Source organism: Shewanella sp. SM74 (genome assembly GCF_025653725.1).
Classification (GTDB): Bacteria; Pseudomonadota; Gammaproteobacteria; order Enterobacterales; family Shewanellaceae; genus Shewanella; species Shewanella oncorhynchi.
The window spans coordinates 107939-134372 of sequence record NZ_JAKKRZ010000009.1 but is presented as its reverse complement, the minus strand read 5'-3'; the positions used below and the strand labels follow the sequence as shown (position 1 = coordinate 134372).

Annotated in this window: 20 protein-coding genes; 16 read left to right on the top strand and 4 right to left on the bottom strand. The window is 46.6% G+C overall.

Annotated features, from left to right (window positions below; genetic code table 11):
• Window positions 1–207: 207 nt before the first annotated feature.
• The gene (locus L5M49_RS11685) at window positions 208–2997 is read right to left on the bottom strand and encodes an insulinase family protein (RefSeq protein ID WP_263266122.1); all 2790 of its coding nucleotides are present in this window, start codon (window positions 2995–2997) and stop codon (window positions 208–210) included.
• A gap of 169 nt (window positions 2998–3166) precedes the next feature.
• Here L5M49_RS11685 and sixA point away from each other — a divergent pair, with 169 nt between their 5' ends.
• On the top strand, window positions 3167–3637 hold the full coding sequence (gene sixA / locus L5M49_RS11680; protein WP_028761045.1) for a phosphohistidine phosphatase SixA: 471 nt from the start codon (window positions 3167–3169) through the stop codon (window positions 3635–3637).
• A 99-nt stretch (window positions 3638–3736) separates the two neighbouring features.
• Here the strand turns inward: sixA and smrB are convergent, their stop codons facing one another.
• Window positions 3737–4267, bottom strand: coding sequence for an endonuclease SmrB (smrB, locus tag L5M49_RS11675; RefSeq protein WP_263266121.1), 531 nt, complete (start codon window positions 4265–4267; stop codon window positions 3737–3739).
• An 80-nt stretch (window positions 4268–4347) separates the two neighbouring features.
• On the opposite strand from smrB, the gene prmB reads away from it, so the two are divergent.
• The 6 genes from prmB to L5M49_RS11645 all read left to right on the top strand — a co-directional run bounded on the left by prmB (window position 4348) and on the right by L5M49_RS11645 (window position 10032).
• Window positions 4348–5292, top strand: a complete 945-nt coding sequence (gene prmB / locus L5M49_RS11670) for a 50S ribosomal protein L3 N(5)-glutamine methyltransferase (protein WP_011788895.1) — start codon at window positions 4348–4350, stop codon at window positions 5290–5292.
• A gap of 124 nt (window positions 5293–5416) precedes the next feature.
• Window positions 5417–6511, top strand: a complete 1095-nt coding sequence (gene aroC / locus L5M49_RS11665; protein WP_263254711.1) for a chorismate synthase — start codon at window positions 5417–5419, stop codon at window positions 6509–6511.
• 78 nt (window positions 6512–6589) lie between these two features.
• Window positions 6590–7765 (top strand): MFS transporter, encoded by a 1176-nt coding sequence (locus L5M49_RS11660; RefSeq protein ID WP_105252091.1) that lies wholly within the window; start codon window positions 6590–6592, stop codon window positions 7763–7765.
• Between the two features lie 60 nt (window positions 7766–7825).
• Window positions 7826–9004, top strand: coding sequence for an ATP-NAD kinase family protein (locus tag L5M49_RS11655; RefSeq protein ID WP_113940714.1), 1179 nt, complete (start codon window positions 7826–7828; stop codon window positions 9002–9004).
• A gap of 4 nt (window positions 9005–9008) precedes the next feature.
• Window positions 9009–9293, top strand: a complete 285-nt coding sequence (locus L5M49_RS11650; protein ID WP_011788898.1) for a YfcL family protein — start codon at window positions 9009–9011, stop codon at window positions 9291–9293.
• Window positions 9283–10032 (top strand): RNA methyltransferase, encoded by a 750-nt coding sequence (locus tag L5M49_RS11645; protein ID WP_263266120.1) that lies wholly within the window; start codon window positions 9283–9285, stop codon window positions 10030–10032. Before L5M49_RS11650 ends, L5M49_RS11645 begins: the two co-directional genes overlap by 11 nt.
• 77 nt (window positions 10033–10109) lie before the next feature.
• On the opposite strand, the gene mnmC is transcribed toward L5M49_RS11645, so the two are convergent.
• A complete protein-coding gene (gene mnmC, locus L5M49_RS11640; RefSeq protein WP_263266119.1) occupies window positions 10110–12152 on the bottom strand; it encodes an FAD-dependent 5-carboxymethylaminomethyl-2-thiouridine(34) oxidoreductase MnmC in 2043 nt (680 codons plus the stop codon).
• A gap of 138 nt (window positions 12153–12290) precedes the next feature.
• On the opposite strand from mnmC, the gene fabB reads away from it, so the two are divergent.
• From fabB to purF, 9 genes are all read left to right on the top strand, one after another.
• On the top strand, window positions 12291–13502 hold the full coding sequence (gene fabB / locus L5M49_RS11635; protein WP_168824238.1) for a beta-ketoacyl-ACP synthase I: 1212 nt from the start codon (window positions 12291–12293) through the stop codon (window positions 13500–13502).
• A gap of 158 nt (window positions 13503–13660) precedes the next feature.
• Entirely contained in the window at window positions 13661–14791 is a 1131-nt protein-coding gene (locus L5M49_RS11630; RefSeq protein ID WP_263192195.1) for a 4-phosphoerythronate dehydrogenase, read from the top strand.
• 2 nt (window positions 14792–14793) lie between these two features.
• A complete protein-coding gene (locus tag L5M49_RS11625) occupies window positions 14794–15810 on the top strand; it encodes an aspartate-semialdehyde dehydrogenase (protein WP_028761035.1) in 1017 nt (338 codons plus the stop codon).
• Window positions 15811–15987: 177 nt separating this feature from the next.
• Window positions 15988–19425, top strand: a complete 3438-nt coding sequence (locus L5M49_RS11620) for a FimV/HubP family polar landmark protein (RefSeq protein ID WP_263266118.1) — start codon at window positions 15988–15990, stop codon at window positions 19423–19425.
• 102 nt (window positions 19426–19527) lie between these two features.
• Entirely contained in the window at window positions 19528–20313 is a 786-nt protein-coding gene (gene truA / locus L5M49_RS11615; RefSeq protein ID WP_263266117.1) for a tRNA pseudouridine(38-40) synthase TruA, read from the top strand.
• 44 nt (window positions 20314–20357) lie between these two features.
• The gene (gene folC, locus L5M49_RS11610; protein WP_263266116.1) at window positions 20358–21629 is read left to right on the top strand and encodes a bifunctional tetrahydrofolate synthase/dihydrofolate synthase; all 1272 of its coding nucleotides are present in this window, start codon (window positions 20358–20360) and stop codon (window positions 21627–21629) included.
• Window positions 21622–22395, top strand: coding sequence for an SPOR domain-containing protein (locus tag L5M49_RS11605; protein ID WP_263266115.1), 774 nt, complete (start codon window positions 21622–21624; stop codon window positions 22393–22395). The genes folC and L5M49_RS11605 overlap by 8 nt, the downstream gene beginning before the upstream one ends.
• A 115-nt stretch (window positions 22396–22510) precedes the next feature.
• Entirely contained in the window at window positions 22511–22999 is a 489-nt protein-coding gene (locus L5M49_RS11600; protein ID WP_028761030.1) for a CvpA family protein, read from the top strand.
• 57 nt (window positions 23000–23056) lie between these two features.
• On the top strand, window positions 23057–24571 hold the full coding sequence (gene purF, locus L5M49_RS11595) for an amidophosphoribosyltransferase (RefSeq protein ID WP_028761029.1): 1515 nt from the start codon (window positions 23057–23059) through the stop codon (window positions 24569–24571).
• A 127-nt stretch (window positions 24572–24698) separates the two neighbouring features.
• On the opposite strand, the gene L5M49_RS11590 is transcribed toward purF, so the two are convergent.
• A complete protein-coding gene (locus L5M49_RS11590; protein WP_105252099.1) occupies window positions 24699–26177 on the bottom strand; it encodes an alanine/glycine:cation symporter family protein in 1479 nt (492 codons plus the stop codon).
• Window positions 26178–26434: the final 257 nt, after the last annotated feature.

The following is a 26434-nucleotide window of genomic DNA, read 5'->3' as shown; positions in this document are numbered from 1 at the left end:
CAAAGTAGAGTCTGCAGAAAATCCTTTTAACAGCATGTAGATGCAGTAAAATTGTTCGGTGCTGAAGTGGTAGAACATGGGCTAGCCATGTTTTACATCAGGATTACGTCCAACACTGAAAGATACGACTATAGTTGGACTGATTTGTAGCGATTCTGTTTGTTTACCTAACTTTGCTCACAAATGTGTGAGCAAAAGTGTTTTTGTTTAGAAATTAAACTTTTCTGCCGTTTGCTTAAAAACTTTAAGATCCGTGATCATTTTGTCTGACATCAGCGCGGCTTGGGTTCTGTGTTGTTCACCTGTGCTAAATAACACTAAGCGATCGCTGTGCTTAGTACGCATTTTACGCATCATGAATTTGAGTAAATCAGTGCGGGTGAGCTTAGTTATTTCGTCTACGACGAGTTCTCTTTGGTTAAATTGATAATCTCTATTGCCGACACTGACCCAATAACGTTGACTGCGAGTTTTGAGGTTCGCGTCGTGCTCCATGATTTGATTAATCAGACCTACCTTTGTACTTTCCCATTCTTCGTTGGTGATTTGCATCACTGCATAATTAAAGTCGGCAATAAACTCGTCGATGGCTTCTAATAAATGCAGTGGCCCAGTTGTGGGTGACTGAATATAGAAAATAAGTCCAGGATGACGATTGAGCGGCAGATAACCTGTGCCTACCATATAGCCCAACTGTTTTTCAGTACGCAGCTCATGGAAGAAGGTGGACGACATAGTGTGATTCAGTAAGCTAAATAGCGCCATTTTTTCGGGTGTTGCCACGGCAGATTGGTAATACACAATAATTGCGCTATCTTGATGATCTATTGCGAGTTCTCTCAGTAACGTGCCTTGGCCTGTTAAATTCACTAATTCTCTGGTGGACTCGGCGCTCGGCGTCGAAACTAAAGATAAAATGTGCTCTAAACGTTTGCCAAGAGCTTGTGCTTCAGAGACTAACCAATCCCCGTAGACTAACCCTTCAAGATAGATCTTTTCGTAGAAGGCGCGTACATGGTTATGTAAATCTTCTAGGCTAATATCTTCCAACATTTGAGCCATGCGTGCTGGTTCATAACTGCTTTTTTGCAGCGTAACAGTCAGGCTCGTAAATAATTGTGAAATCGGTTTAGCCTGTGTTTGATTCTGCCAACTGCGCAGAAGCTGAGATTTTATGAGGGCAAAGCGCTCTTCGGTAAAATTACGCTCTCTGGCTTTATGGATTAATAGCGCTAATAACGTTTCTTGATTGCCGGTAAAGCCCGATAAATGCAGTGTAATTCCGCCTTGATGCGGATAAATGTTATAGCTTAATCCAGCAACTTCGGCCTGATAGGTTGGCTCGGTTAGATAATCGAGTAGCATTTCAACATATAAGCGGGTGAGGGTGGCATGCCTTGGCGTTTTACTTGCCTGCTCTGAATCCAGCGATAAATACATGTGACCTTTTGGCACATTAAACTCATCATCTTTCTTATGCCAAATGCGGTATCCAGTTGATTCAGCAACTATCACTGGCACGTCAACATCGCTCTTATCCGGACGGGCAATCGAGTCGGCGACAATAAAAGGATTTGCAGCCGGTAGTTGTAATTCAGGGCGAATACTGTTCACTTGCCAACGAGCTAGGGACTGTGGCGCAATTGGGCGGACTTTGTACGGCGTGTGATACCAGTTAGCTTTACGATCCGTTTTAACCGATTGGGCGATAAGCTGCAGACGCATATTCTGTGGCACCATGAGCTCAAGTAGCTCAATGGTTTCAGGGATATCCAGCCCATCCATCCGATAATCGCCAAAGACCAAGTCTTCGACCTCATAGTGATGCATATTGATGCTGAGATGGCTGGCTAAATCGAGTGATTTAACTTGCTCTTGATAACGAAACGCCATTTTGAGCAGGTTTGCACGCTCCAAATAACGCCATTCATCTAAGCCTTGGGTTTTGATAAGTTCAATATACTCAAAACAGCAGCTGATAATTTCATCGAGATTGCCTAGCCCTTTATCGGTTAACTGTAAACCGATACTGTAATCCTTGAAGTTATAACCATTTACACCGCCGCCCGCAGACAAGTTGTTCACTAATCCTTGTTCTTTCAGATACGACAACAGACTGCCATGACTCTCATTGCCTAAAATATGGCTGATATAAGTCAAAGGCTTACGTTTGTAGTAGTGATCAATTCCAGGGAAATTAAAACTGATGCTTAAGCGTTTTTGCTCCTTAAGCGGCACAATATCGATTTGCCTCAACAGTTCTTTTTCTGAAAATAGTGGTACTTGAGGATAGTTTTTCACTAAGTTCAAGTTTCGGATCCCACTAAAATAGTGGCAGGCTAAATCTTGTAATTCATCAAGGGAAAGCGGAGCGACTAAGCACAAGGTCATTAAGTTGGCGCTGTAATGGCTTTGATAGAAATCGAGTAATTCACTACGTACTTGTGCCTGTTCTCCGCCTAAGGTGACTAAATTACCTACGGAAAATTTCGAAAATGGATGCAGTGGGTTGACTGTCTCTTTGAGTACTTGATAGGTCCGACGGATATCATCTTTCAGTTTTAAACTAAATTCAGATTCAATAGCTTGGCGTTCTCTATCGACTAAATCTAAATCAAATTTTGGGGCGATAAAAAATTGGCTGAATCTGTCTAAGGAGTCGGCAAACACTTCTTCATTGATGGTGAAAAAGAAGTTAGTGTGCTCTGTGCCCGTCCAAGCGTTATTGCTGCCGCCATGCTGATTAATAAAGGCGTGATACTCGCCTGAGTCTGGGAATTTCTCAGTACCTAGAAAGAGCATATGCTCTAAAAAGTGCGCCATGCCGGGTCTATCTGCGGGATCATCAAAATGACCCACGCCTACAGCCATAGATGCGGCAGCTTGGCTGGCATCTTGATCTTCAACCAATAACACCCTGAGCGCATTATCTAATACAAGATAACGATACTGGCGGTGATCATTTGGACTTTTATATATGGACTGAGAGGCTTGCAAAGAGACACTCCGGTAACGATAGCTTGTTATATATTGATAGTCTTAATGGTTTTTAGCAAATATCTCTTGTGTTTATCGACTAAAGATTAAGTCTTGTGAGGTTTGTTGAAACGGATTTTAGGGCTACAATTGGGATAAAACAAAAACAAGTTTGAGTCGCGAGAGAAGTATGCAGCTATTTTTGATGAGACATGGTGACGCCGGATTTAATGCTCAGTCTGATAGAGACAGAACACTGACCGATGTTGGAAGGCACCATACTGTGTTGATGAGCAACTGGCTAGCTCGCAGTGTGGCTGATTTCGATCTTGTTTTAGTTAGTCCTTACTTACGAGCACAGCAAACGTGGCAGGAACTGAGTCAGCATTTTCCTGAGCCGCGTAAGTGGTTAGTCGCCGATGATCTTGTGCCTTCTGGCGATCCCGCCAATGTAGCCGCCTTGGTTGTGGCTTATGCTGAATTATACAAAGCCGATAAAGTACTAGTGATTGCTCACATGCCGTTACTGGGCTATTTAGTCAGTGAGTTAGTGGCTGGCGTTGAGCCGCCATTATTCGCGACGTCAGGCATTACACTCATTGATAAACATGCCGAGCAAGCATCGATTGTGTGGCAGCACGCCCCGCATAGTATTAGCTAATCTAGGTTTATACCTCTTTTACAAAACAAACGGCCCACATTAAATGGGCCGTTTGTTTTCAGCTAAATAGTAAATGTTAAAGCCTAAGCCGATAGCGAGCTAACGTCTATGCGGCTGCTCGCCAATATCAATCAGCACTAATAACGCCGCATCGCCACCCCATTCTTTAGGTGCTTGATGGAAAGCTTTCACCATAGGATGCTGCACTAACCACATGGGAACTTGTTGTTTCAATATGCCACTGCCATAACCATGCATAATGCAGCAGCACAGGCTTTGCTGTTTAACGCAGGCTTGGATCAGTGCCGCTAACTCAAGTTTGGCTTCCAATTGGCGATAGCCGTGCAAATCCAGCAGCAAATCTGGCTGGTAATCCCCACGTCTGAGGCGCTTGAGCTCTAAACTGTCAACACCTTCTTCTAACCAACGCATCGGCCCTTGTACAGGCAGTAGTGGCTGATAAGTATCTGAGAAATAACTGTTAGCATGCAGTTGCTGCTCTTTCAGTTCTATTTCCTGTTTGGTTTTTAAGGGCATGCGAAAGTGTCGCTTATTTTGCGTGATGGGTTTAATTCCATCAATAAGCGCTGAGAACATCGCCAAGCCTTCTTTGTCGTCGTCTTTATTCATGGCGGGTATTCTATTGAATCCTATGGTTTCTGAATAGAGTTCAGTTACAATGTTTGCGAACAAACTAGCGGGAGCACGTTTTGGATAAGATCTTTGTAGATGAAGCTGTGACAGAATTACGTACTATTGGCGATATGTTACGTTGGGCCGTGAGCCGTTTTAACGATGCCAATGTGTATTATGGTCATGGTACTGATAATGCGTGGGATGAAGCCATCGCCTTAGTTTTCCATGCCTTACACTTACCCGAAGAAATCGGTCAGCAAGTGATTTTAAGTAACTTGACCAGCAGTGAAAAGCATAAAATTGTCGAGTTGATCATTCGTCGGGTGAGAGAACGCTTACCTGTGCCTTACTTGACCAACAAAGCGCGTTTTGCTGGGCTTGAATTTTACGTCGATGAGCGCGTGTTAGTGCCACGTTCACCGATTGCCGAAATGATCGCTAACCGTTTTAGCCCCTGGTTATATAACAAGCCAGTCACACGTATTTTAGATTTATGTACTGGCAGCGCTTGTATCGCGATTGCCTGTGCCTATGAATTTGAAGACGCCGAAGTCGATGCGCTGGATATCAGCGAGGATGCCTTAGATGTAGCGCAAATCAATATCGAAACCTTAGGTGTGATGGACAGAGTTTTCCCGATGCAATCGGATCTGTTTTCGGCCATCCCAGAAGGGCCTCAGTATGATTTGATTGTTTCAAACCCACCTTATGTGGATGCTGAAGACATTGGCGACATGCCTGATGAATATCACCATGAGCCTGCCATTGGTTTAGCCTCAGGTCGCGACGGGTTAGATTTAACCAAACGTATACTCGCCAATGCCGCGCAATACCTCACGCCAACGGGTTTGCTCGTTGTCGAAGTCGGTAATTCTATGGTGCATTTGATTGAGCAGTTCCCAGAAGTGCCATTCACTTGGATTAACTTTGAAAATGGTGGCGATGGCGTATTCGTATTGACCCGCGATCAACTGGTTGAAAATCAGTCGGTATTTGGTATTTATCGCGACGCACAATAGCCTAAGATAGCAAATTAGGTTGAGACTTTTCCCGCTGCCAGTTAGGCTTGCAGCGGGAAAATAAATTGTCCAGTACTCGCTGGGCGCGGAGCGATGAACAAATAACCTAAGGTGTACAAAGCGGATGTCTGGAAACAGTATTGGTCAAAATTTTGTAGTGACGACGTTTGGTGAGAGTCACGGTGTTGCACTGGGTTGCATTATTGATGGTTGCCCTCCTGGGCTTGAATTAACCGAAGCCGATATGCAGCACGATCTTGACCGCCGTCGCCCAGGGACATCCCGATATACCACGGCACGCCGTGAGCCCGATGAAGTGCGGATTTTATCCGGCGTCTTCGAAGGTAAAACCACGGGCACCTCGATTGGACTCTTGATTGAAAATACCGATCAACGCAGTCAAGATTACTCTAATATCAAAGATTTATTTCGCCCTGGGCACGCCGATTATACCTACCAGCAAAAGTACGGTATGCGTGACTACCGCGGTGGTGGCCGCTCTTCAGCCCGTGAAACTGCGATGCGGGTTGCGGCGGGTGCTGTGGCTAAAAAGTATTTAAAGCAAGTTCACGGTATCGAGATCTACGGCTATATGTCGCAGCTGGGTCCTATTTGTGCGCAGACTATTGATCTTGACCAAATCGAGCAAAATGCCTTTTTCTTCCCCGATGCTAGCAAGCTGGAAGCGCTCGATGAATACATGCGTGAGCTGAAAAAATCCGGTGACTCAATTGGCGCTAAAATCTCCGTTATCGCGACAGGTGTGCCAGTGGGTTTAGGTGAGCCAGTATTTGATAGACTCGATGCCGATATCGCCCACGCGCTGCTGGGTATTAATGCCGTCAAAGGTGTTGAGATTGGTGATGGTTTTGGTGTCGTGACGCAAAAGGGCTCCGAAGGGCGTGACTTAATGTCGCCGCAAGGCTTTGAATCTAACCATGCGGGCGGTGTACTCGGTGGGATTTCGTCGGGTCAGCCGATTATTGCCCATATTGCGTTAAAACCCACCTCCAGCATCAGCGTGCCAGGTCAAAGTATGACGGCACAGGGTGAAATGGCTGAAGTGGTCACTAAAGGTCGTCACGATCCCTGTGTTGGGATCCGCGCGGTACCGATTGCCGAAGCTATGCTTGCCATTGTGTTGATGGATCACTTATTAAGACACAGAGCGCAAAATCAGGATGTGCGTAGTCACACGCCCGTTCTCGGAATGAGATAGGGGTATGAGATAGGCGCATGAAATAGCTGGTATGCGATAACGATACAATGAGTGGCATGAGATAAATGGAATGCGTTAATGTCAACTTCTTCTAGCACAAGCCGGCAATTGCGCTGGCTTTGTGCCTGCTATTTTTTCTTTTTTTCTATTCTCGGCACTATGGTTCCTTATCTTGGGGTCTTCTTCGAAAATCGCGGTTTTAATCCTCAAGAAATTGGCTTTTTACTCGCCATCCTGATGGCGACGCGCATCGTTGCGCCGAATGTGTGGGCTAAAGTGGCCGACCGAACGGGGATGCGCGCCGAGCTGATCAAAATGGGCGCGGGAGCCGCCGCGCTGGCGTATTTGAGTTTCTTCTACCATGGTGGTTTTGTGTATATGGCGCTGAGTCTGGCCCTCTATACCTTCTTTTGGAATGCGATCCTCGCCCAGCTTGAAGTGATCACCTTAGAAACCTTAGGCGAGAATGCCAGCCGCTATGGTCAAATTCGCAGTTGGGGCAGTGTCGGTTATATCTGTCTTGTTGTCGGTGCGGGCTTTGCCATTGGTCAGTGGGGCACTGAGGTGTTGCCTTATATCGGTTTGTCATTATTTATCGGCATGTTAGCCTGTGCGTTGCCACTACCAGCAAATCGTTTAGTGCGCGACACCAGCCAAGTGCGGCCGCCATTGCAATGGAATCGGGCGATTATTTGGTTCTTAGTCTCGGCCATGTTGCTGCAAATGAGCGCGGGACCTTTCTACGGCTTCTTCGTTTTATATTTGAAGCAAGCGGGTTACTCCGAATCCTCGGCGGGCATATTTGTCGCCCTTGGCGCTATGGCCGAAATCGTGATGTTTATGTTCGCGCCGCGTTTACTCGGTCGCTATGGTGTAAACACCCTATTGATTGTCAGTATCGGCATGACTTGCTTGCGTTGGTTATTGGTTGCCTTTGGGGTAGATAGCGTGTTGTGGCTTGGCTTTAGCCAATTATTACATGCCTTTACCTTTGGCTTAACCCATGCTGCATCGATTCAATTTGTGCATAAACATTTCGATGCGAGTCACAGAAGCCAAGGTCAAGCCCTATACGCCAGTTTAAGTTTTGGGGTTGGCGGCGCGCTCGGTACTTGGATTTGCGGCTATATTTGGGGCGATGGTAGTGGGGCGGTTTGGTCTTGGGTATTTGCCGCAGTATGCGCCTTTGCCGCTATGCTGGCGGTATTCTTTATCCCTAAGGATAAACCGAGTGTTGCAGCCCATACGGCCTAGTCATATCCATTAAGATAAAAATATAAAAAAATCAAAATATTGCGTTAAGTGAGGTAAAGGGTGATTCGGTTTCGTTTAGGGTTAGTTATCAATCCATTAGCTGGCTTAGGTGGCAGTGTTGGCCTTAAGGGCAGCGATGGCGTTGCGCAAGAGGCGCTTGCATTAGGCGCCGAACCTAAAGCCGCATTGCGCATGATGCAGGCCCTTGAGGTTATCCGTGATTATAGTGATGACATTGAAGTCATTACTGCTTCAGGCATCATGGGTGAAGACGCCGCTAAAACACTCGGTTTTACCACGCGAGTGGTGTATCAAACTCCGGATAAAACTCAGGCGCTGGATACGCAGGCCGTTGTGCGTGCGCTGCTGGATGAACCGCTGGATTTACTGCTTTTTGCCGGTGGCGATGGTACGGCCCGCGATGTTTACTCCGTCTTTGAACAAGCCACTATCGATGACAAACTCCCTGTGCTCGGCGTGCCTGCTGGGGTGAAAATTCATTCCGGCGTTTACGGTATTACGCCCCATGCGTCTGGCATGGTGGTCAAGATGTTACTCGATGGCGAACTTGTCAGTTTGATGTCCGCCGATGTGATGGATATTGACGAAGTGGCTTTTCGCCAAGGCACAGTGCGCGCTAAACGATTTGGCGAGCTCTTAGTGCCCGCCGAGCCGCGTTATGTGCAAGCGGTGAAGATGGGCGGCAAGGAAGTCGATGAACTCGTGCTGGCCGATATCGCCGCCGATGTGATCAATCAAATGGAAGATGAGCTGTATATCATGGGCTCTGGCAGTACGGTTGCCTTTGTGATGGAAGAGTTAGGCCTCGATAATACCCTGCTCGGTGTTGATCTTATTCAAAATAAAAGTTTAGTCGGCAGTGACTTAACCGCGAACAAATTACTCGAACTGACCCAAGATAAGCCGACTAAGTTGGTGATCACTCTGATTGGCGGTCAAGGCCATATCTTAGGGCGCGGTAATCAACAATTGTCGCCCGAGCTCATTCGGCGCATCGGAAAAGACAATATTATTATCCTTGCCACAAAAACTAAGCTAAAAGCACTTGATGGACGACCACTAATTGTGGATAGTGGCGACCCTAAATTAGATAGCGAGCTTGGCGGCTATTATAAAGTGACGACGGGCTACCATGATTACGTCATGTATCAGGTGGCCAATCCAGATTTATTGGTCGCAGCAGATGTGTCGGCCAATCCAGTATTAATGGAGAGTTAGACCCATGTTAGAGCATTACGAAGACGCATTAGAACAGTGGATCGCCAGCGTTGTTAGCCATGGTGATGACGATGCTTTGTTTGCCTGTGGCTACTTACAGGGCCATGTGGCCGTAGTGTTGTCCCAATTGGAAGCGCAGGGTGAAACGGATCTTGATGCTTTAATGCTAAAAATGACCGACTGTCTAGCACTCGCGCGCCAAGAATTAAACGATGCCGATTATGCCTTGGTTGAACAGGCATGGGCACAGCTGCAGGCAAAGATTATAGGCGAATTGGATGTTGCCTAGCTCCCAGCCGATGACTGACAACGAGCACGTGACTAATACCGAAGTAACGAGTGTAGAAATGCCGAGTGCTGAATTAGCCTGTGAGCAAACGCTCGATGCTAGCGCGGTATTTATCGGTTTAGTGAATCCTAAAACGCCCGTTAACGTCGGTGGCATTATGCGCGCATCGGGTTGCTATGGCGTCGATGGCGTATTTTACACTGGCAGGCGCTACGAGTTAGCCGCGCGTTCAGGCGCAGTGCAATACCATGTTGATACTAAAGATGCTGGCGAGCGCATTCCGCTCACGGGCGTCACTTCATTGTTAGCCGCGATTCCGGCGGACACTCAGCTTATCTGTGTCGATTTGGTGGTGGGCGCGACGCCGCTACCGGATTTTGTCCATCCCGCGAAAGCCTTTTATGTGTTTGGTCCTGAAGATGGCACCATTGGTCAAGAGATTATCGATAAAGCCGATGCCGTAGTGTATGTGCCTACGGTCGGGTGTATGAATCTTGCGGCTTCGGTCAATGTGCTGTTATACGACAGATTGGCCAAATCCCACCGTGAGGCTGCAGATCTGACATCGAGCATAAGTGGTGATGCGCTTATTCGTCAGAGCCGCGATAATAACAATCGTACTCGGGTAAAAGTGGCGAGAGAATCGATAAAGCCCCGACATATTGAGGCTAGTTGTGTAGAGCCTAGCAGTCTTGAACCTAGCAGTAGTGATAACACTATTGTTGTTACTGCCGCTTAAGTGGGTTACAGAAAATAATAAAAAAGGGATTAAGCCTTGGCTTAATCCCTTTTTTATTTGCACAGGCGATAGCAAAGCTAGAGGGATTTTCCCTTGAGCAATTTTCGCAGCCACATACGATTGGGGTTGAGTTTACACAGGGTTTCTTTATCGAGCGGTATTGGTTCGCCGCAAAGCTGCGCCGCGAGACATTCGGCGGCCAGTGGCCCAGAACTTAACCCCCGTGAGCCTAACCCGCCAAGAATATACAGCCCTTGATGCACGGGTGCTGGCGTGGTTTGCCAGTAGTGGCGACTTTCTTTCGTGAGCTGATGTTGCGCATAATCTTTAATAATTTTTGGCACATCGGGCGCGCAGCCCATCATAGGGAAATGATCCCGCGTGACCATACGCACGCCAACACGGGCATTGTTGCTACTCATGTCGATATCTTCAAGCCAGCTTTGATCAGGATAACTCTCGTGCATTTTGGCGAGGTTTTCTTGTTGCTCCTGCGGGCAAAAATCTAAATGCTTAGGTTCTTTAACGTAACTCGCGCCAAGGCAGTGGAGTCCTTCGTGACTCGGGGTTAAATAACCGTTGGCGCACAGCACAGTCGCGAGCTGACTTAATTGAAATTGAGCGGGCACATGGCTGACTTGGCCGCGAAAAGGGCTAATTTGTAATTTGTTGCTGGCATCAAATTGCGTGAGCGCTGCGCCATTGGCGAGCACAAGTTGTGCAAAGGGGCCAAAGCGATGCTTAGTGGTGATTAAATACCAACCTTCACTTTGATGCTCAATTTCAAGGATCTCAGTCTCCAAATGGAGTTTGACCTCAGTAAGCTGCTGCGCTTTTTGTAGTGCAGCTTCGGCATATTCGTAGGGACAAACCCAGCCAGCCAGCGGATAGAAAAAGCCTGATTTGTCGATATTAATGTTCGCAAGAGAATTGGCCTGCTGCGCATCGACTCGATAGGCAATTTCACTTGGCCAGTTCTGGCTTTGAATAATTTTATCGAGTCGTAATTGGCTGCGTTCATCGTGGGCAGTTTGCAATACCCCGCAAAAATCATGGGAAATCGGCGTTTGATGTGGGGCGGGAACAGATGTCAGCGCCTGCACTCTACGGCGGCTAAATAAGAATGCCAGCTGGAAGAAGCGGCTTAATTCATCATTTTCTGGGGTCAGCAGTGGATAAATCGCTCCTTGGCGGTTGCCCGAAGCGCCTTGGCCAAGCTTGGCATCTTTACAAAAGAGCTGCGTACTTTGGCCGCGTTCCGCCAAAGACAGTGCCAAATGCGCCGAGGCTAACCCGCCGCCTATGATGGCAATCGAGCTGGGCGGCACCGAGGGTAAGATTGCAGCCATAGGATTAAAGGCATAGGCTTTAGCATCTTGCTGGCGTAAGACGTGGCGCTCGTGTAACAAAATGGCATCAGGCTGATGGTTTGTCTGTATTTCAGCGCAGGTAAAATCCCTCACCTCAAAGCCACAGGCTTGGAAACGGCTCACAGGTGTTTCGCTTAATCCGCTTGATTTGTTTAATCCAATCGTTGCAACAGTGGCGCCATCGTCACTGAGTTTTGCCATCTGCCAATGGATCTGCTGATTTAACCCATTTTGTAGATGGGGCAACACTAGCCAGTGCTGAACGGGGTGAAGCGGAGAATGGATGAGCGAACTGAGCTGGGATTGAATATCACCAAAGTGCAGGTCGATTGTGGTACGACCGTCATCAAAAATTAATCTCTGGCAACCTATAATAGCCGTCGGCTCTGTATGAAGTAAGCGTTGGGCAAGTGGCTCAAGTTCAGGCACTTTGGTTAAACAGGCGGATTGATCCCAAAGTAATTTAAGTTCGTACGCATTAATCGGATTGGGTTCGAATACGTTAAGGAGTAATCGTTGGTTAGGATTCGTCTGAGTGCGCCACCAAGATAAGAGTTCAAGCCCGTTACCTAAACCAATTTGCCCTAATACTAAGAGTTTTTGCTGTGAATGAGCCTCAAATACCCGCTGCTGATAAATGCTCAATTTGCTGAGATAGTGTGCATCAGTGTGAGCTGTTGCGGGATAAAGGTTGATTAATTGCGGGTAATCGCGCTTAATTTGGCAAGGTTTATTGGGCTCTGCAGTCAAAGAAATTTACTCTCGGTCTCATAATTGGCATTATTTTACTCGCCTTTATGGAAAGCTGACCACTTAATTGAGTCAAAACAGATACTATTGGCTCAGCGAAAAGTAGGTACTGACATGTACACAATGGATAGCAATAAAATGAAAAGAGTCGTGATCACCGGAATGGGTGTTGTTTCAAGTATCGGTAATAACAAGCAAGAAGTGACCGAGTCACTGAAAGCGGGCCGCAGTGGTATTACGCATTCAGCTCAGTTTGAAGAGATGCAATTACGTAGCCATGTATGGGGCGACATCAAGTTAAACCCTGCTGAGCATATCGATCGTAAGGCATTGCGTTTTATGGGTGATGCGGCAGCTTATGCTTACATTGCTATGCAAGAAGCGGTTGCCGATGCCAATTTAACTGAAGAGCAATATTCAGATCCGCGCGTAGGTTTGATTGTGGGTACAGGCGGCGCATCATCGTCTAACCAAGTACAATCTGCCGATACATTGCGTGAAAAAGGCGTTAAACGCGTAGGTCCGTATATTGTGCCTCGCATCATGTCGAGCACGGCCAGCGCTTGTTTAGCCACGCCATTTAAAATTAAAGGCATGAACTATTCTATCAGTTCAGCCTGTGCTACCAGCGCCCATTGTATTGGTCACGCCGTTGAACTTATCCAAATGGGTAAGCAAGACATGGTGTTTGCCGGTGGTGCTGAAGAAGTGGATTGGACGCTGACCATGGGCTTCGACGCTATGGGCGCACTGTCAACTAAGTACAATGCCACACCCGAAAAAGCCTCTCGTACCTATGATGCAGACCGTGATGGTTTTGTTATCTCTGGCGGCGGCGGTATTTTAGTGGTTGAAGAGTTAGAGCATGCTCTGGCTCGCGGCGCAAAAATTTACGCTGAAGTGATTGGTTATGGCGCGTCTTCAGACGGTTATGACATGGTGGCGCCATCGGGTGAAGGCGCTGTGCGTTGTATGCAAATGGCGATGATGGATGTCGATACCCCAATCGATTACATCAATACTCACGGCACTTCAACGCCAGTGGGCGACGTGCGTGAATTAGAAGCGCTACGTGAAGTTTTCAAAGACAAGTGCCCACCGATTGCATCGACTAAGTCTATGACAGGCCATGCATTAGGCGCCGCAGGCGTACATGAAGCGATTTACAGTTTAATCATGATGGAAAACAGCTTTATTGCCCCAAGCATCAATATTGAAAATCTGGACGAAGCGGCGAAAGATATGCCTATCGTGCGTGAATATCGCGATGCTGAGCTGACTACAGTCATGAGTAACAGCTTTGGTTTTGGCGGTACAAACGCCACGCTAGTGATGCGTAAATTCAAATAAGTTTGTTTATCAAACGCGATAGAAGGGAAGCTTAGGCTTCCCTTTTTTATGGGCGTTTTTTGTAAACCTGTTGCATCGACAAGGATTTATCCCATTAGTCTTGTTAGAATACCGAGCATCTTGATGCCTTCCATTCCCATTTTTCAGATCAGGTGCCCATGAAGATTTTAGTCGATGAAAATATGCCCTTTGTTGAACCGTTATTTGGCGATCTCGGGGAAATTATTCCTGTTAATGGCCGCACGTTAACCGCAGCGCAAGTGCGCGATGCCGATGTGTTATTAGTGCGCTCAGTCACCAAAGTGAATGCCGAGTTGCTCTCGGACAATCATCAACTGAAGTTTGTCGGCAGTGCCACTATAGGCACAGATCATGTGGATTTAGCCTACCTTGCCGAGCGTAATATCCCCTTCTCTAATGCGCCAGGTTGCAATGCGACTGCGGTTGGGGAATTTGCTTTTATCGCTATGCTGGAGCTAGCACAGCGGTTTGATTCGCCGCTTAAGGGCAAGGTCGTCGGCATAGTGGGCGCGGGTAATACCGGTACTGCAACAGCAAAATGTTTGCAAGCCTACGGTATTAGCGTGTTGCTTAATGATCCCATCAAAGAGAAACAGGGCGATCCGCGCAGTTTTGTGAGCTTAGAAACTATCATGGCGCAGGCCGATATCATCAGTTTGCATGTGCCCATCACGCGCACGGGCGAGCATAAAACCAAACATTTGTTCGATGAGGTGCGCTTAAAGGCGCTCAAACCCAATACATGGTTAGTGAATTGCTGCCGCGGTGATGTGATAGATAACAAAGCACTTGTCAGAGTTAAACGCCAGCGTGATGATCTCAAACTTGTACTTGATGTGTGGGAAGGCGAGCCAACACCGATGCCTGAACTGGTGCCACTGGCTGAATTTGCCACCCCGCATATTGCAGGTTACAGCTTAGAAGGTAAGGCGCGCGGCACTTTTATGCTCTATCAAAAGCTGTGTCAGTTACTTAATATTGCTGCCGATAAAAGTCTGCTGGATCTCTTGCCAAGCTTTAACATTAAGGCGGTCGAACTTGCGACCGCGCCGAATGAAAAAGCGTTATTACAGCTCGCGCGTTTTGTCTATGATTTGCGCGATGATGACAAGATGTTCAGAAATACATTCTTAAATGAGAATGGCTTCGACACTATGAGAAAAAATCACCAACATAGACGCGAATTTAGTGCATTGGCGCTGGCTTATGACGGTCAATCTGAGGTAGATTGGTTGTCCAATTTAGGTTTTTCAGGAGTCGGTCAGTAGCTATGTCACAGGAATTTAATGTTGTCGTTTTAGGTGCATCGGGCGCAGTGGGTCAAACTATGATAGAGATCCTCGAAGAGCGTAATTTCCCGGTTGCCAATTTGTACCCTTTAGCCAGTAGCCGCAGCGCCGGTGAAACGGTCAGCTTTCATGGCAAACAAATTACCATTCTCGACGTAGAAACCTTCGATTGGACCCAAGCTCAAATTGGTTTCTTCTCTGCAGGTGGTGATGTTTCCGCCAAATGGGCACCGATTGCCGCTGAAGCAGGCTGTGTTGTGATTGATAACACCTCTCACTTTAGATACGACATCGATATTCCTTTGGTTGTACCTGAAGTGAATCCGCATGCTATCGCTGATTTCCGCAATCGCAATATCATTGCTAACCCAAATTGCTCAACCATTCAAATGCTGGTGGCACTTAAGCCTATTTATGATGCCTATGGTATCAGCCGCATTAATGTGGCAACGTACCAGTCAGTATCGGGCACAGGTAAAAAAGCCATTGAAGAATTAGCGCATCAGTGCACTAAATTATTGCAAGGTTTACCTGCTGACGCTGAAGTCTATCCAAAACAAATTGCTTTTAACGTATTGCCACAAATCGATAAATTTATGGATAACGGCTATACCAAAGAAGAAATGAAAATGGTCTGGGAAACCCAGAAGATTTTCGGTGACGATGAGATTTTAGTGAATGCGACTGCCGTACGTGTGCCTGTGTTTTATGGTCACTCAGAAGCCATTAATATCGAAACTCGTCAGCCTGTTGATGCCGAAGACGTTAAAGCTTTACTGCGTAATGCCGAAGGAGTGGTATTGTTTGAATCCGATGAGGATTATCCAACAGCAGTGACAGATGCCGCAGGAACCGATCCGGTTTATGTGGGTCGCATTCGTAAGGATATTTCTCATTCTCACGGGATTAACTTGTGGGTCGTGTCAGACAATATTCGTAAAGGCGCAGCCTTGAACAGTGTGCAAATTGCCGAGATCTTAGTGAGAGATTATTACTAAGCATTAGATTGCATTTGATGCCCATTGAAAAGCCTGCTGTCAGCAGGCTTTTTTTGTTTTACAATTGTGAACAGTAGCAGGGCGGGGATTTCTGGTTTATAGTAATCTCAATAAATACAATTGCCTAAAGCCTGTTATCAGTGAGATAACTTTATAGCGCTTCAAAGGGAAGGATTGATGAAATTTCGCACTTCGTATCTTGTGGGTCTAATGGCCACTGTTTTAGCTGTTTCTTCTACCGCTTATTTTATTGATCCCGCCGTTGCTGCAGATACACCAAGATTAAAACCCTTAAAAATCATGGGGCCAGACGGACAGATCCGTCAAGTTAACCATCAATATGGTCCAACGACATCGAAAGATACTTTTTGGAGCATAGCGCAAAAAGTCCGTCCTGATGCCAGTGTAAGCGTCTATCAGGTGATGGCCGCCTTATACGATGCTAACCCTCATGCGTTTAACTCTGCCAGTTATAACAGTTTAGAACGCGGTATGATCCTGCTCATTCCGTCTAAAGAAGTCATGCTGTCGATCCCCAATCGTATGGCGATAGCCAGAGCAGAGCAAAGTGATAGACAATCTCGGGCTCCGGCGAAAGCAACGTCTAAACCGCCAGCTAAGGTGACGACAGCAAAAGCGCCAGTCACGGCTCCTGCGGTGATTGTTGAAACGAAAGTGACACCACCTAAAGCGGTTGCTGAAACACCTGTTCCAGAAAAGCCCAAGATGCTGAGTTCAGATGTGACGGCGCGGTTAGAAGCGGCAGAAAGCAAAAATCTGTCATTAACCGATGAATTAGCCCGCACGCAAGATCAACTGTCAGTTCGCACTTCAGATGTTGAAGCGCTAAAAGTTAAAGTTGAAGAATTAAATCAACGGATTGCTGTGCTGGAAGAAACACTTCAAGCCAGTAAACTACAAAACCAAGCCTTGAAAGCCGAAGTTGAAGCTGCGCAAGTGCCAGAGACGACAGCTGTTGAAGCTGAAGTAGAGGCAGAGGCACCGATTGAGCCCGATGACTTGTGGCGCAATATCCTTAATAGTCCTGTGTTATTGATTGCCGCGGCTGTGATCCCTGCCTTGTTCTTACTGCTTGCTGTGTTCTGGTTCCTGCGCCGTAAACGCAATAAAGAACGTCGTGAAATGCAGACACAAGAAGCGGTTATGGCCGCCGGTGCCGCTGGGATTGCGGGTACCGCCATCATGGACATGGATGATGACGATTTAGACGATATGGCGGTACATTTAGATTCTGACCATGCGGACTCCATCGATAGTCTTCTTGATATGGGCAGTGTCGATTTACAACCTGAGCAAGATTTGACTGACTCCCACGATCAGATGGATATGGCTTCTGAAATGTTTGTCGATCCGGGGATCTCTGCCGAACCAGAGGTTGAAGACGAAGGGCAATCTCTTGATGACCTGTGGGCCGAAGCCATGGGCGATCAGGAAGAGGATATTGTTGAGGAGAAACCCAAATCTGGCAATATTCTTGAGGAAGCCGATCTTGATGCACTATTAGCTGGCCTAGGTTCTGACGACAGCACTTCTGAAGACAGCACCGAAGCTGAAGAGGATTTAAGTGAATTAGAGCGTAACTTTGCGAGCGATTTAGCTCAAGAAGATGACAGTAATGATATTACTTCTAAGCTGAATGATGTTGAAGTCGCAGACACTAAACCTGCCGATGAAGCCATCGCGGATGACGATGATCTTGATGCATTACTTGCCGAGTTTAGTGTTCCTGCAGAAGATACTGAGATTGCACAAGCGCCTGCACCAGACGTTGTTGCGTCTGATGATGAAGATCTCAGTGCTGCCATCGCGGCAGAACTCGGTGATGAGCTAGATGATGAACTTAGCGGAGAAGACGTTGATGATATCGATGTCTTATTAGCTGATTTCGATAAACCAACGCCAGCCGCTGAACCTGAAGTCGAGCCTGATATTGGCGCTGAAATTGCTGCTGAACTAGATGCGGAGCTTAATGAACTGGGCGTAGAAGACACCGATGACATCGATGCCCTGTTAGCCGATTTCGATAAACCAGCAGAACCTGAAGTTGAACCTGATCTCGGCGCTGAAATTGCTGCAGAGCTAGACGCTGAGCTTGATGAGCTAGGTGTGGAAGATACCGATGATATTGATGCTCTGTTAGCCGATTTCGATAAACCAGCAGAACCTGAAGTTGAACCCGACCTCGGCGCTGAAATTGCCGCAGAGTTAGACGCTGAGCTTGATGAGCTGGGTGTGGAAGATACCGACGATATTGATGCTCTGTTAGCGGATTTTGATAAACCGACGCCAGCGGCTGAACCTGAAGTCGAGCCCGATATTCGTGCTGAAATTGCCGCTGAGTTAGACGATGAGCTTAATGAATTAGGCGTAGAAGAATCCGATGATATTGATTCACTACTGGCGAGTTTTGATGCTGAGCCTGAACTCAAAGTCGATGCAGAAGATGATGATATCAGTGCAGAAATCGCCGCAGAATTAGAAGCTTCGTTACCTGAAGACATAAAAGCTGAAGCGTCAGGTGAGGATGATTTAGATGCACTCTTAGCTGAGTTTGATGTGCCGGAGCAATTGGATGCCGATGAAGATGAATTCGACTTCGATATGGAAACGGCGCAGCTCGATTCAGAAGACAATTCAGTTGACGAAGATAATTTACTTAAAGGCATAGGTGCGGCTCACTCTATCGACGGCACCGATGATACTTTTACATTAGTCGAGGAACTGAGTGACGATAACGACGCTGATGTATTAGCGACGGCCGCAGTCACTTTAGCCGCTGCTGCAGCCGCGGCCAGTGTTAAAGAAAAAGAATCTTCTTTCTTTAATGATTTAAAAGCCAATAAGAGCAAAGATCCCCATGTGCTCGATTGGGACTCAGAGCTAGATTTTGCGCCTAAGGCTAAGCCTGCGGCAACGCAAGCAGATGTAACGGCTAATGATGTTGAGCCTAACAAAGATGCCACCGCGCTGGATTATGCTTCTCAAGAGAAGCCCATTAAGGCTACGCGTAACGATATTGATTTTAGTGAAGATTTTAAACTTGATATCAAAGAAGACGCGGATGATTTGGACCTTGAGCAAGGGCTAGACTTAAGTGACGATAATGTGCTCGCCGCTTTTACAGCCAATACAGATTATGACGATGAAGATGTGTTGACGTCGGAAGACAGTTTCTCTCTGGTCGATGATCATAATCTTACCGTCGATGAAGCCTTGGCTGCACTCGATGCCCAGGAGTCGCGAAAAGCGCAGAAAAAGTTTGTTCCTGACCATGATTTAACCAGTTTTCAAAATGAAAACGGTTTTATCGACATCGACAAGTTGCTGAATGATGCCGATGAAGAGGGCGCAGATACCGATTTGTATTCGGAAGTTGACGTTGAGATGAGTGATGTCGGTGCCTTAATCGGTGATGCCGCGATGATCGATGTTGATGATGAAGAAAACTCAGTCAACGCTAAGCTGGATTTAGCGCGTGCTTATATCGAAATTGACGACAGCGACAGTGCGAAAGCCCTGCTCAAAGAAGTGCAAATTGACGGTAACGAGCGCCAGCAGGATGAAGCTGGACGTTTGCTCAAAGAGATTAGTTAATCCCGGTTGAGAGTGTTTCAATCTAACGGCGCCTTCAGCGCCGTTTTTTTTATGGGCTGCTGTGATAAAATGCGCCGCTAAATCAATTGTGAGGATAAGTGGATGCGGATTGCATTAGGTATTGAATATGACGGTAATGGTTATTTTGGCTGGCAACGTCAGGCCGAAGTCGATTCAGTACAAGGGCAATTAGAACGGGCGTTATCGATAGTGGCTAATGAGCCTATCGGCGTCTTCTGCGCTGGCCGTACCGATGCGGGCGTGCATGCCACAGGCCAAGTGGTTCATTTTGAAACCAATGCCATTCGTAATGAAGGTGCATGGACCTTAGGGGTGAATGCTAATTTGCCCGACAATATTGCCGTCCGTTGGGTCAAAGAAGTCGACGACAGTTTCCATGCGCGCTTTTCGGCCACCGCCAGACGCTACCGCTATGTGATTTATAACCACACTTTTCGCCCTGGGATTTTACGCCATGGTGTAAGCCATTATCACGGCAATATCGATGCTGACAAAATGCACCAAGCGGCACAGGCACTCTTGGGTGAGCAGGATTTTACTAGCTTTCGCGCTGTTCAGTGTCAGTCGAAAACACCGTTTCGTAATGTGCATTGCGTTAATGTCACGCGCCAAGGTATGTATGTGATTGTTGATATCGCCGCGAATGCTTTCTTGCATCACATGGTGCGCAATATTGTCGGTTCATTGTTAGAAATCGGTCTAGGTAATCGGCCACTGACTTGGATGGGCGATTTGCTCGCGTTAAAAGACAGAAACCAAGCCGCAGCAACGGCTAAACCCCATGGACTCTATTTAGTTGATGTGACTTATCCAGAACAATATCAATTACCTAAGCTCGCCCTTGGGCCATTATTCATGTTGGATTGAAAAGATCTTATTTGAGAGATAATCGAATACGAGGATATACGGACATGCTTACAGTACCAGCGTCAAATGCAGCATTGGAACAGTGGTTGGATTATTTGCTATCTATACATCCAACCGAAATCGATATGGGGTTAACCCGTGTCTCTAAGGTCGCGCAAACCCTTGGTCTTTTGGATTTAGGTCCAACCAAAATAGTGACAGTGGCGGGGACGAACGGCAAAGGTACCACCTGCGCCATGCTCGAAAATATTCTGCGCTTATCGGGTTTGACGGTGGGCGTATACAGTTCGCCACACATGCTGAAGTACAACGAGCGAGTGCGTATTAATGGCAGCGATGTCAGTGATAGCGATTTTGTTACGGCATTTGAGCAAATTGAAGCCGCGCGCGGCGATATTTCTCTGACCTTTTTTGAGTACGCTACGCTCGCAGGCTTGATACTCTTTAAAACCGCTAAGCTTGATGTGGTTATCTTAGAAGTCGGTTTAGGTGGACGGTTAGATGCTACCAATATTATCGATGCTGACATTAGCGTACTGACGTCGGTCGATTTAGACCATGAAAGTTATCTCGGTAATACCCGTGAGCTTGTGGGCCGTGAAAAGGCGGGCATTTTCCGCCGTGGTAAACCTGCCATTGTAGGTGAACCCAACTTGCCACACACTGTCAATGATGTCGCCAATGAGGTTGGCGCCATCTTGTATCGCGTCGGTAACGAATTCAGTTATCAAGCCCATGGCAATCTGTGGGATTTTCAAGGTCAAGTGCTCAAACTGCACGATTTAGCGTTACCAACTTTGCCATTACCTAATGCGGCGACTGTATTGGCAGTGATTGAACAGGGCTGGCCAGAGATCACGCCTTCAATTATTGCTGAGGGTATTAGCACGGCTCGGTTAACGGGTCGATTAGAGCAGGTGAGTGAGCAGCCGTTAGTGTTACTCGATGTTGCCCATAATCCCCATGCGGCACGTTTTTTGGTACAACAGTTAGCGCCAATCGTTGTGGGTAAGCGCGTGTTCGCCCTTTGCGGCATGTTGAAGGATAAAGATATCGCAGGTGTGTTGCCTGTGATCAACCCTCTGATCGACACTTGGTATTTGGTCAGTCTGCACGGTGAGCGTGGCGCGAGTTCGGCCATGCTACGCAAAACATTAGCCACTGAGGCTGCTGCATTTGAGTTTGAGGACATATCTGAGGCTTGGTCTGCATTAAAAGCGCAAATTAACCCAGATGATGTGGTAATTGTGTTTGGCTCCTTTTACACTGTGGCAGGTTTTAAGTCTCAATTTATGCAGGAAGTCAGTTTTGTCTAGCCAGTTTCATAATCGTTTAGTCGGCACTGTGGTGCTGGTTGCGCTTGGGGTAATTTTTTTGCCGGATATTTTGGATGGCAAAAAAGATCGCCAAGAAGAGCAGTTTTCCGAAATCCCTTTGCGCCCGACCGTGATTGAGCAGCAAAAAGCCGACGATGATATGTTTGAAGTCTTGTCAGCCGAGGATGCTGCCGAGCTGAATGGGACTGAGGTCGCCCTAGCTGAAATGCCAGTTAATGCTGACAATGAAAAGTCTGCCGCCGCGCCAGTAATCGAAGTCGCAAAGCAAGATGTTAAGAAAGACGTTAAGCCTGATGTTAAAAAAGCAGAGCCTAAGCCTGAAACGAATCCTGAAGCTAAAAAAGAGCCGCCTAAAGCTACTGTAAAAACTGAGCCGGCTAAAAAAGCGGACGCTAAAGCGACTACTGTGGCTAAGGCTGAAAAGCCTAAAGCAGAAACGCCCAAAGCCAGTGCAGCCAAAGAGGATGCCGTTAAAGTGGTCAGCCGTGACAGCTTGAAAAGTGGCTTTACCTTGCAGCTTGGCAGTTTTAACAACGCAACGAATGTTAAAGCTTTGGTTGCACAGCTGCGTAAGAGTGGTTTTAAAGCGTACACTATTCCTGAAAACCCTAAAGATGGCGTATTAACTAAAGTGTTTGTCGGACCCGATGTGTCTGAGGCAAAGCTGAAGAAAGTACAAGTTGAGGTGGAAAACCTCACACGTCTCAAGGGCTGGATTGTTCCTTTTAATCCCTTAGAATCTTAATGGTGATACAACACTCGAGACTGAAAATGATTTATTTACCTCACTAGGGGTGAGAATCGTTTCAGTCTCTGGTAGAATCGCGCCGTCTTAAAGCCCATGTCGGAAAGCCATCTCAATGGTTTGGATTGATTACGCTATCATATTCGTCATCGGATTATCGACTCTCATCAGTCTGATCCGTGGATTTGCCAAAGAAGCCATGTCCTTAGTGGTATGGTTTGCGGCTTTCTTTGTTGCCAGCCAATTTTACCAAGATCTTGCCGTTCACTTAACACAAATGAACGATGAGATGCTGCGTAATGGCGTTTCTATTGCCATCCTCTTTATTACCACTTTGGTACTCGGTGCCTTAGTTAACTATATTCTCGGACAACTTGTTGTCAAAACCGGATTATCTGGCACTGACAGGCTTTTGGGCTTGTGCTTCGGTGCTATTCGAGGCGCGCTTATTGTTAGCGCCTTGTTGTTTTTCATGGATGCTTTCACAGGCTCTCCCAACTCCCAATGGTGGAAAGATTCTGTGCTAGTACCCGAATTTGGCGTTGTTATTCAATGGTTTTTTGACTATTTGGAAAACACCTCCAGCTTTGTACCCAAACTATAAGAAAGAAAATAAAATAATCCTAAGTGATAGAACATCTTACAATGAGGAAGCTTACCCATGTGTGGTATCGTCGGAATAGTTGGCCAATCATCGGTTAATCAGACCATTTATGATGCACTGACAGTGTTGCAGCACAGAGGTCAGGATGCGGCAGGTATTGTGACCATTGATCGTGGTGCTTTCAGACTACGTAAAGCCAATGGTTTGGTTAAAGACGTTTTTGAAGTCAAACATATGCAACGCCTACAAGGTAATGCAGGTATTGGCCATGTGCGTTATCCAACTGCGGGCAGTTCAAGCGCATCTGAAGCGCAGCCTTTCTATGTTAACTCACCATTTGGGATCTCATTAGCCCATAACGGTAACTTAACTAACACAGTCGAATTAGCCGAAGGGCTGATCAAAAAACGTCGCCACGTGAACACCACTTCGGATTCTGAAGTCTTGTTAAACCTGCTCGCCGACGAACTGCAAAAAACCACGAGTTTAACCCTGACGTCGGAAGAAGTGTTCGATGCGGTCGCTAACGTACACCAACAAGCTCGTGGCGCCTACGCGGTTGTGGCTATGATTATTGGCCAAGGCTTAGTTGCGTTCCGTGACCCATTTGGTATTCGTCCTTTAGTATTAGGTAAGCACGAAACCGCCACTGGCACTGAATACATGGTGGCTTCTGAAAGCGTGGCACTTGATGCCGTTGGCTTTGAAGTGATGCGTGATGTGGCACCGGGTGAAGCGATTTATGTTTCAATTGACGGCCAGCTGTATACCCGTCAATGTGCAGCCGAGCCTAGCTATGCACCTTGTATCTTCGAATTCGTCTATTTTGCCCGTCCAGATTCGACGATCGACAAAGTGTCTGTATATGCAAGTCGCGTCAACATGGGCGCTAAGCTTGGCGAGAAGATTAAGAAAGAATGGTACGATCACGATATCGACGTGGTTATTCCTATTCCTGAAACCTCTTGCGATATCGCGCTGGAGATTGCCCGTTGCATGGACTTACCGTACCGCCAAGGTTTTGTGAAAAACCGTTATATTGGCCGTACCTTCATCATGCCTGGTCAACAGGAGCGCAAGAAGTCAGTGCGTCGTAAGTTGAATGCGATTAACACTGAGTTCAAAGGCAAAAATGTCCTGTTGGTGGACGACTCTATCGTTCGCGGTACGACCTCAGAGCAAATCATCGAAATGGCCCGTGAAGCCGGTGCCAAGAAAGTTTACTTTGCCTCTGCCGCACCAGAAATTCGTTTCCCGAACGTGTACGGTATTGACATGCCAACGTCGAATGAGCTTATTGCCCATGGTCGTGATGCCGATGAAATCGCCAAGTTAATTGGTGCTGATGGCATTATTTTCCAAGACTTACCCGATTTGATTGAAGCGGTAAGAATGGAGAATCCTGCGATTAAACGTTTCGAAACGTCCGTATTTGATGGTCACTACATCACGAACGACGTTGACCAAGCGTATTTAGATCACTTGACGCAACTGCGAAATGACGATGCCAAAGCCGATCGAAATAAAGATATCGGCACTAACTTAGAGCTGCATAACGTCTGTCACCCATAAGGATTGTGGGTAATTCAGTATCGTAAAGTTTGTGTCCTTTTTGTTCTAAACGATACAAAAAAAGCCAGTGAGAAATCACTGGCTTTTTAATGGCTTATATTTGCTTAACGGATCATCGTGATAACGTCTACGTATTTATGCGTTGCGCTGTTTCAGTCATTACATTTTCTTCAGCGTGCTTACGTTCAACCCAGTAATCCGCATTTTTAATCCCCAGTTTTACCGGGTCGAAAAGTGGCTCTATGCCGAGTGCTTGCTGTGATTCATAATCTTTAAGGCAAGTGAATGCGGTTTTCCTTAATAGAATAATGGCAATAATATTGAGCCATGCCATGAGTCCGACACCAATGTCACCCATTCCCCAAGCCATATCAGCCGTTTTAACTGTGCCGTATACGGTTGAGCCAATGATCACGACTTTGAGAACGACCATGAACCAAGGATGATTTACTTTACGGTTAATATAGGCAATGTTGGTCTCGGCAATGTAGTAATAAGCCACTATGGTCGTAAAGGCGAAGAAGAACAGTGCGATAGCCACAAAGATATTGCCAAATCCTGGCATCATACTTTCCATTGCCGTTTGTACGTAGCCTGGTCCTGCAGCGACTCCGGCAATGCCGGTATAGAGCGCCGCACCGTCTGGGCCCTGAACATTATACAGTCCTGTAATGAGCAGCATGAAACCTGTTGCAGAGCAAACGAATAAGGTGTCGATATACACAGAAAAAGCTTGAACTAACCCTTGTTTGGCTGGATGGCTTACCGCCGCTGCAGATGAGGCATGTGGCGCTGTACCTTGACCCGCTTCGTTGGAGTAAATACCCCGCTTTACCCCCCACATGATGGCTAAGCCTAAAATGGCACCAAAACCCGCATCAAAGCCAAAGGCACTTTTGATAATTAACCATAAAATACCCGGTAGCTGGCCAATATTTAGCGCTATGATGACACAAGCCACTATGATGTAACCCAGTGCCATAAAGGGGACGACGGCACTGGCAAAGTGAGCGATACGTTTTACACCGCCAAAAATGATAAAGCCAAGAAGCATAGCCAGTATGGCTGCAGTCACATTAGGATCTATGTTGAAAGCGGTTTTTAAACTTGAACCAATCGAGTTAGCTTGTACGCCCGGCAGCAGGATCCCGCAAGCAAATATGGTCGCAATTGCAAATACCCATGCATACCATTTCATGCCTAAGCCTTTTTCAATATAAAAAGCAGGCCCACCACGATACTCGCCATTGATTTTTTCTTTATAGACTTGACCTAAGGTAGATTCAACGAAAGCGGAGCTGGCACCGAGAAAGGCAACCATCCACATCCAAAATAAAGCGCCAGGACCACCAAAGGTGATTGCTGTGGCAACCCCTGCAATGTTACCTGTACCGACTCGGCCCGCTAATGTCATCGCGAGTGCTTGAAAAGACGACACTCCCGCATCAGTACTCTTACCATCAAACATCAGGCGGATCATTTCTGGCAGATGGCGCAGCTGTAAAAATCGAGTGCGAAGGGAGAAATAGAGCCCGACACCTAGGCAAAGAAAAATAAGTGCAGGGCTCCAAATTACACTATTGATCGCGTTGACAATCTCATTCATAGACTCCGATTCCTTTATTGTGTTGTTTTAGCAGAGTTTTTAGGTTTACGGTTATTCAACAGATGTTGAGTTAGGACATTCACTTTTGATTAAGACATTTTTTGTAAATATCCAAGATACTCAACATAACTATTTTTTAGGGAGCTTCATAGTTAAAGTGTTAAATATTTGAAACCAATGTGTTTTGAAATTGAGTTTTAGCATGGATAAATAGAGCAGAGGGGCGAGTTAACTCGAAATACGGTAGTGATTTATTA

Excerpts from the sequence above, each read along its gene's own strand:
- purF (WP_028761029.1), top strand. The coding sequence starts at position 23,057 with ATGTGTGGTATCGTCGGAATAGTTGGCCAATCATCGGTTAATCAGACC.
- aroC (WP_263254711.1), top strand. The coding sequence starts at position 5,417 with ATGTCTGGAAACAGTATTGGTCAAAATTTTGTAGTGACGACGTTTGGT.
- smrB (WP_263266121.1), bottom strand. The coding sequence starts at position 4,267 with ATGAATAAAGACGACGACAAAGAAGGCTTGGCGATGTTCTCAGCGCTT.
- sixA (WP_028761045.1), top strand. The coding sequence starts at position 3,167 with ATGCAGCTATTTTTGATGAGACATGGTGACGCCGGATTTAATGCTCAG.
- L5M49_RS11620 (WP_263266118.1), top strand. The coding sequence starts at position 15,988 with ATGAAATTTCGCACTTCGTATCTTGTGGGTCTAATGGCCACTGTTTTA.
- L5M49_RS11650 (WP_011788898.1), top strand. The coding sequence starts at position 9,009 with ATGTTAGAGCATTACGAAGACGCATTAGAACAGTGGATCGCCAGCGTT.
- L5M49_RS11645 (WP_263266120.1), top strand. The coding sequence starts at position 9,283 with ATGTTGCCTAGCTCCCAGCCGATGACTGACAACGAGCACGTGACTAAT.
- L5M49_RS11630 (WP_263192195.1), top strand. The coding sequence starts at position 13,661 with ATGAAGATTTTAGTCGATGAAAATATGCCCTTTGTTGAACCGTTATTT.
- L5M49_RS11660 (WP_105252091.1), top strand. The coding sequence starts at position 6,590 with ATGTCAACTTCTTCTAGCACAAGCCGGCAATTGCGCTGGCTTTGTGCC.
- truA (WP_263266117.1), top strand. The coding sequence starts at position 19,528 with ATGCGGATTGCATTAGGTATTGAATATGACGGTAATGGTTATTTTGGC.
- fabB (WP_168824238.1), top strand. The coding sequence starts at position 12,291 with ATGAAAAGAGTCGTGATCACCGGAATGGGTGTTGTTTCAAGTATCGGT.
- L5M49_RS11625 (WP_028761035.1), top strand. The coding sequence starts at position 14,794 with ATGTCACAGGAATTTAATGTTGTCGTTTTAGGTGCATCGGGCGCAGTG.
- L5M49_RS11600 (WP_028761030.1), top strand. The coding sequence starts at position 22,511 with ATGGTTTGGATTGATTACGCTATCATATTCGTCATCGGATTATCGACT.
- folC (WP_263266116.1), top strand. The coding sequence starts at position 20,358 with ATGCTTACAGTACCAGCGTCAAATGCAGCATTGGAACAGTGGTTGGAT.
- L5M49_RS11590 (WP_105252099.1), bottom strand. The coding sequence starts at position 26,177 with ATGAATGAGATTGTCAACGCGATCAATAGTGTAATTTGGAGCCCTGCA.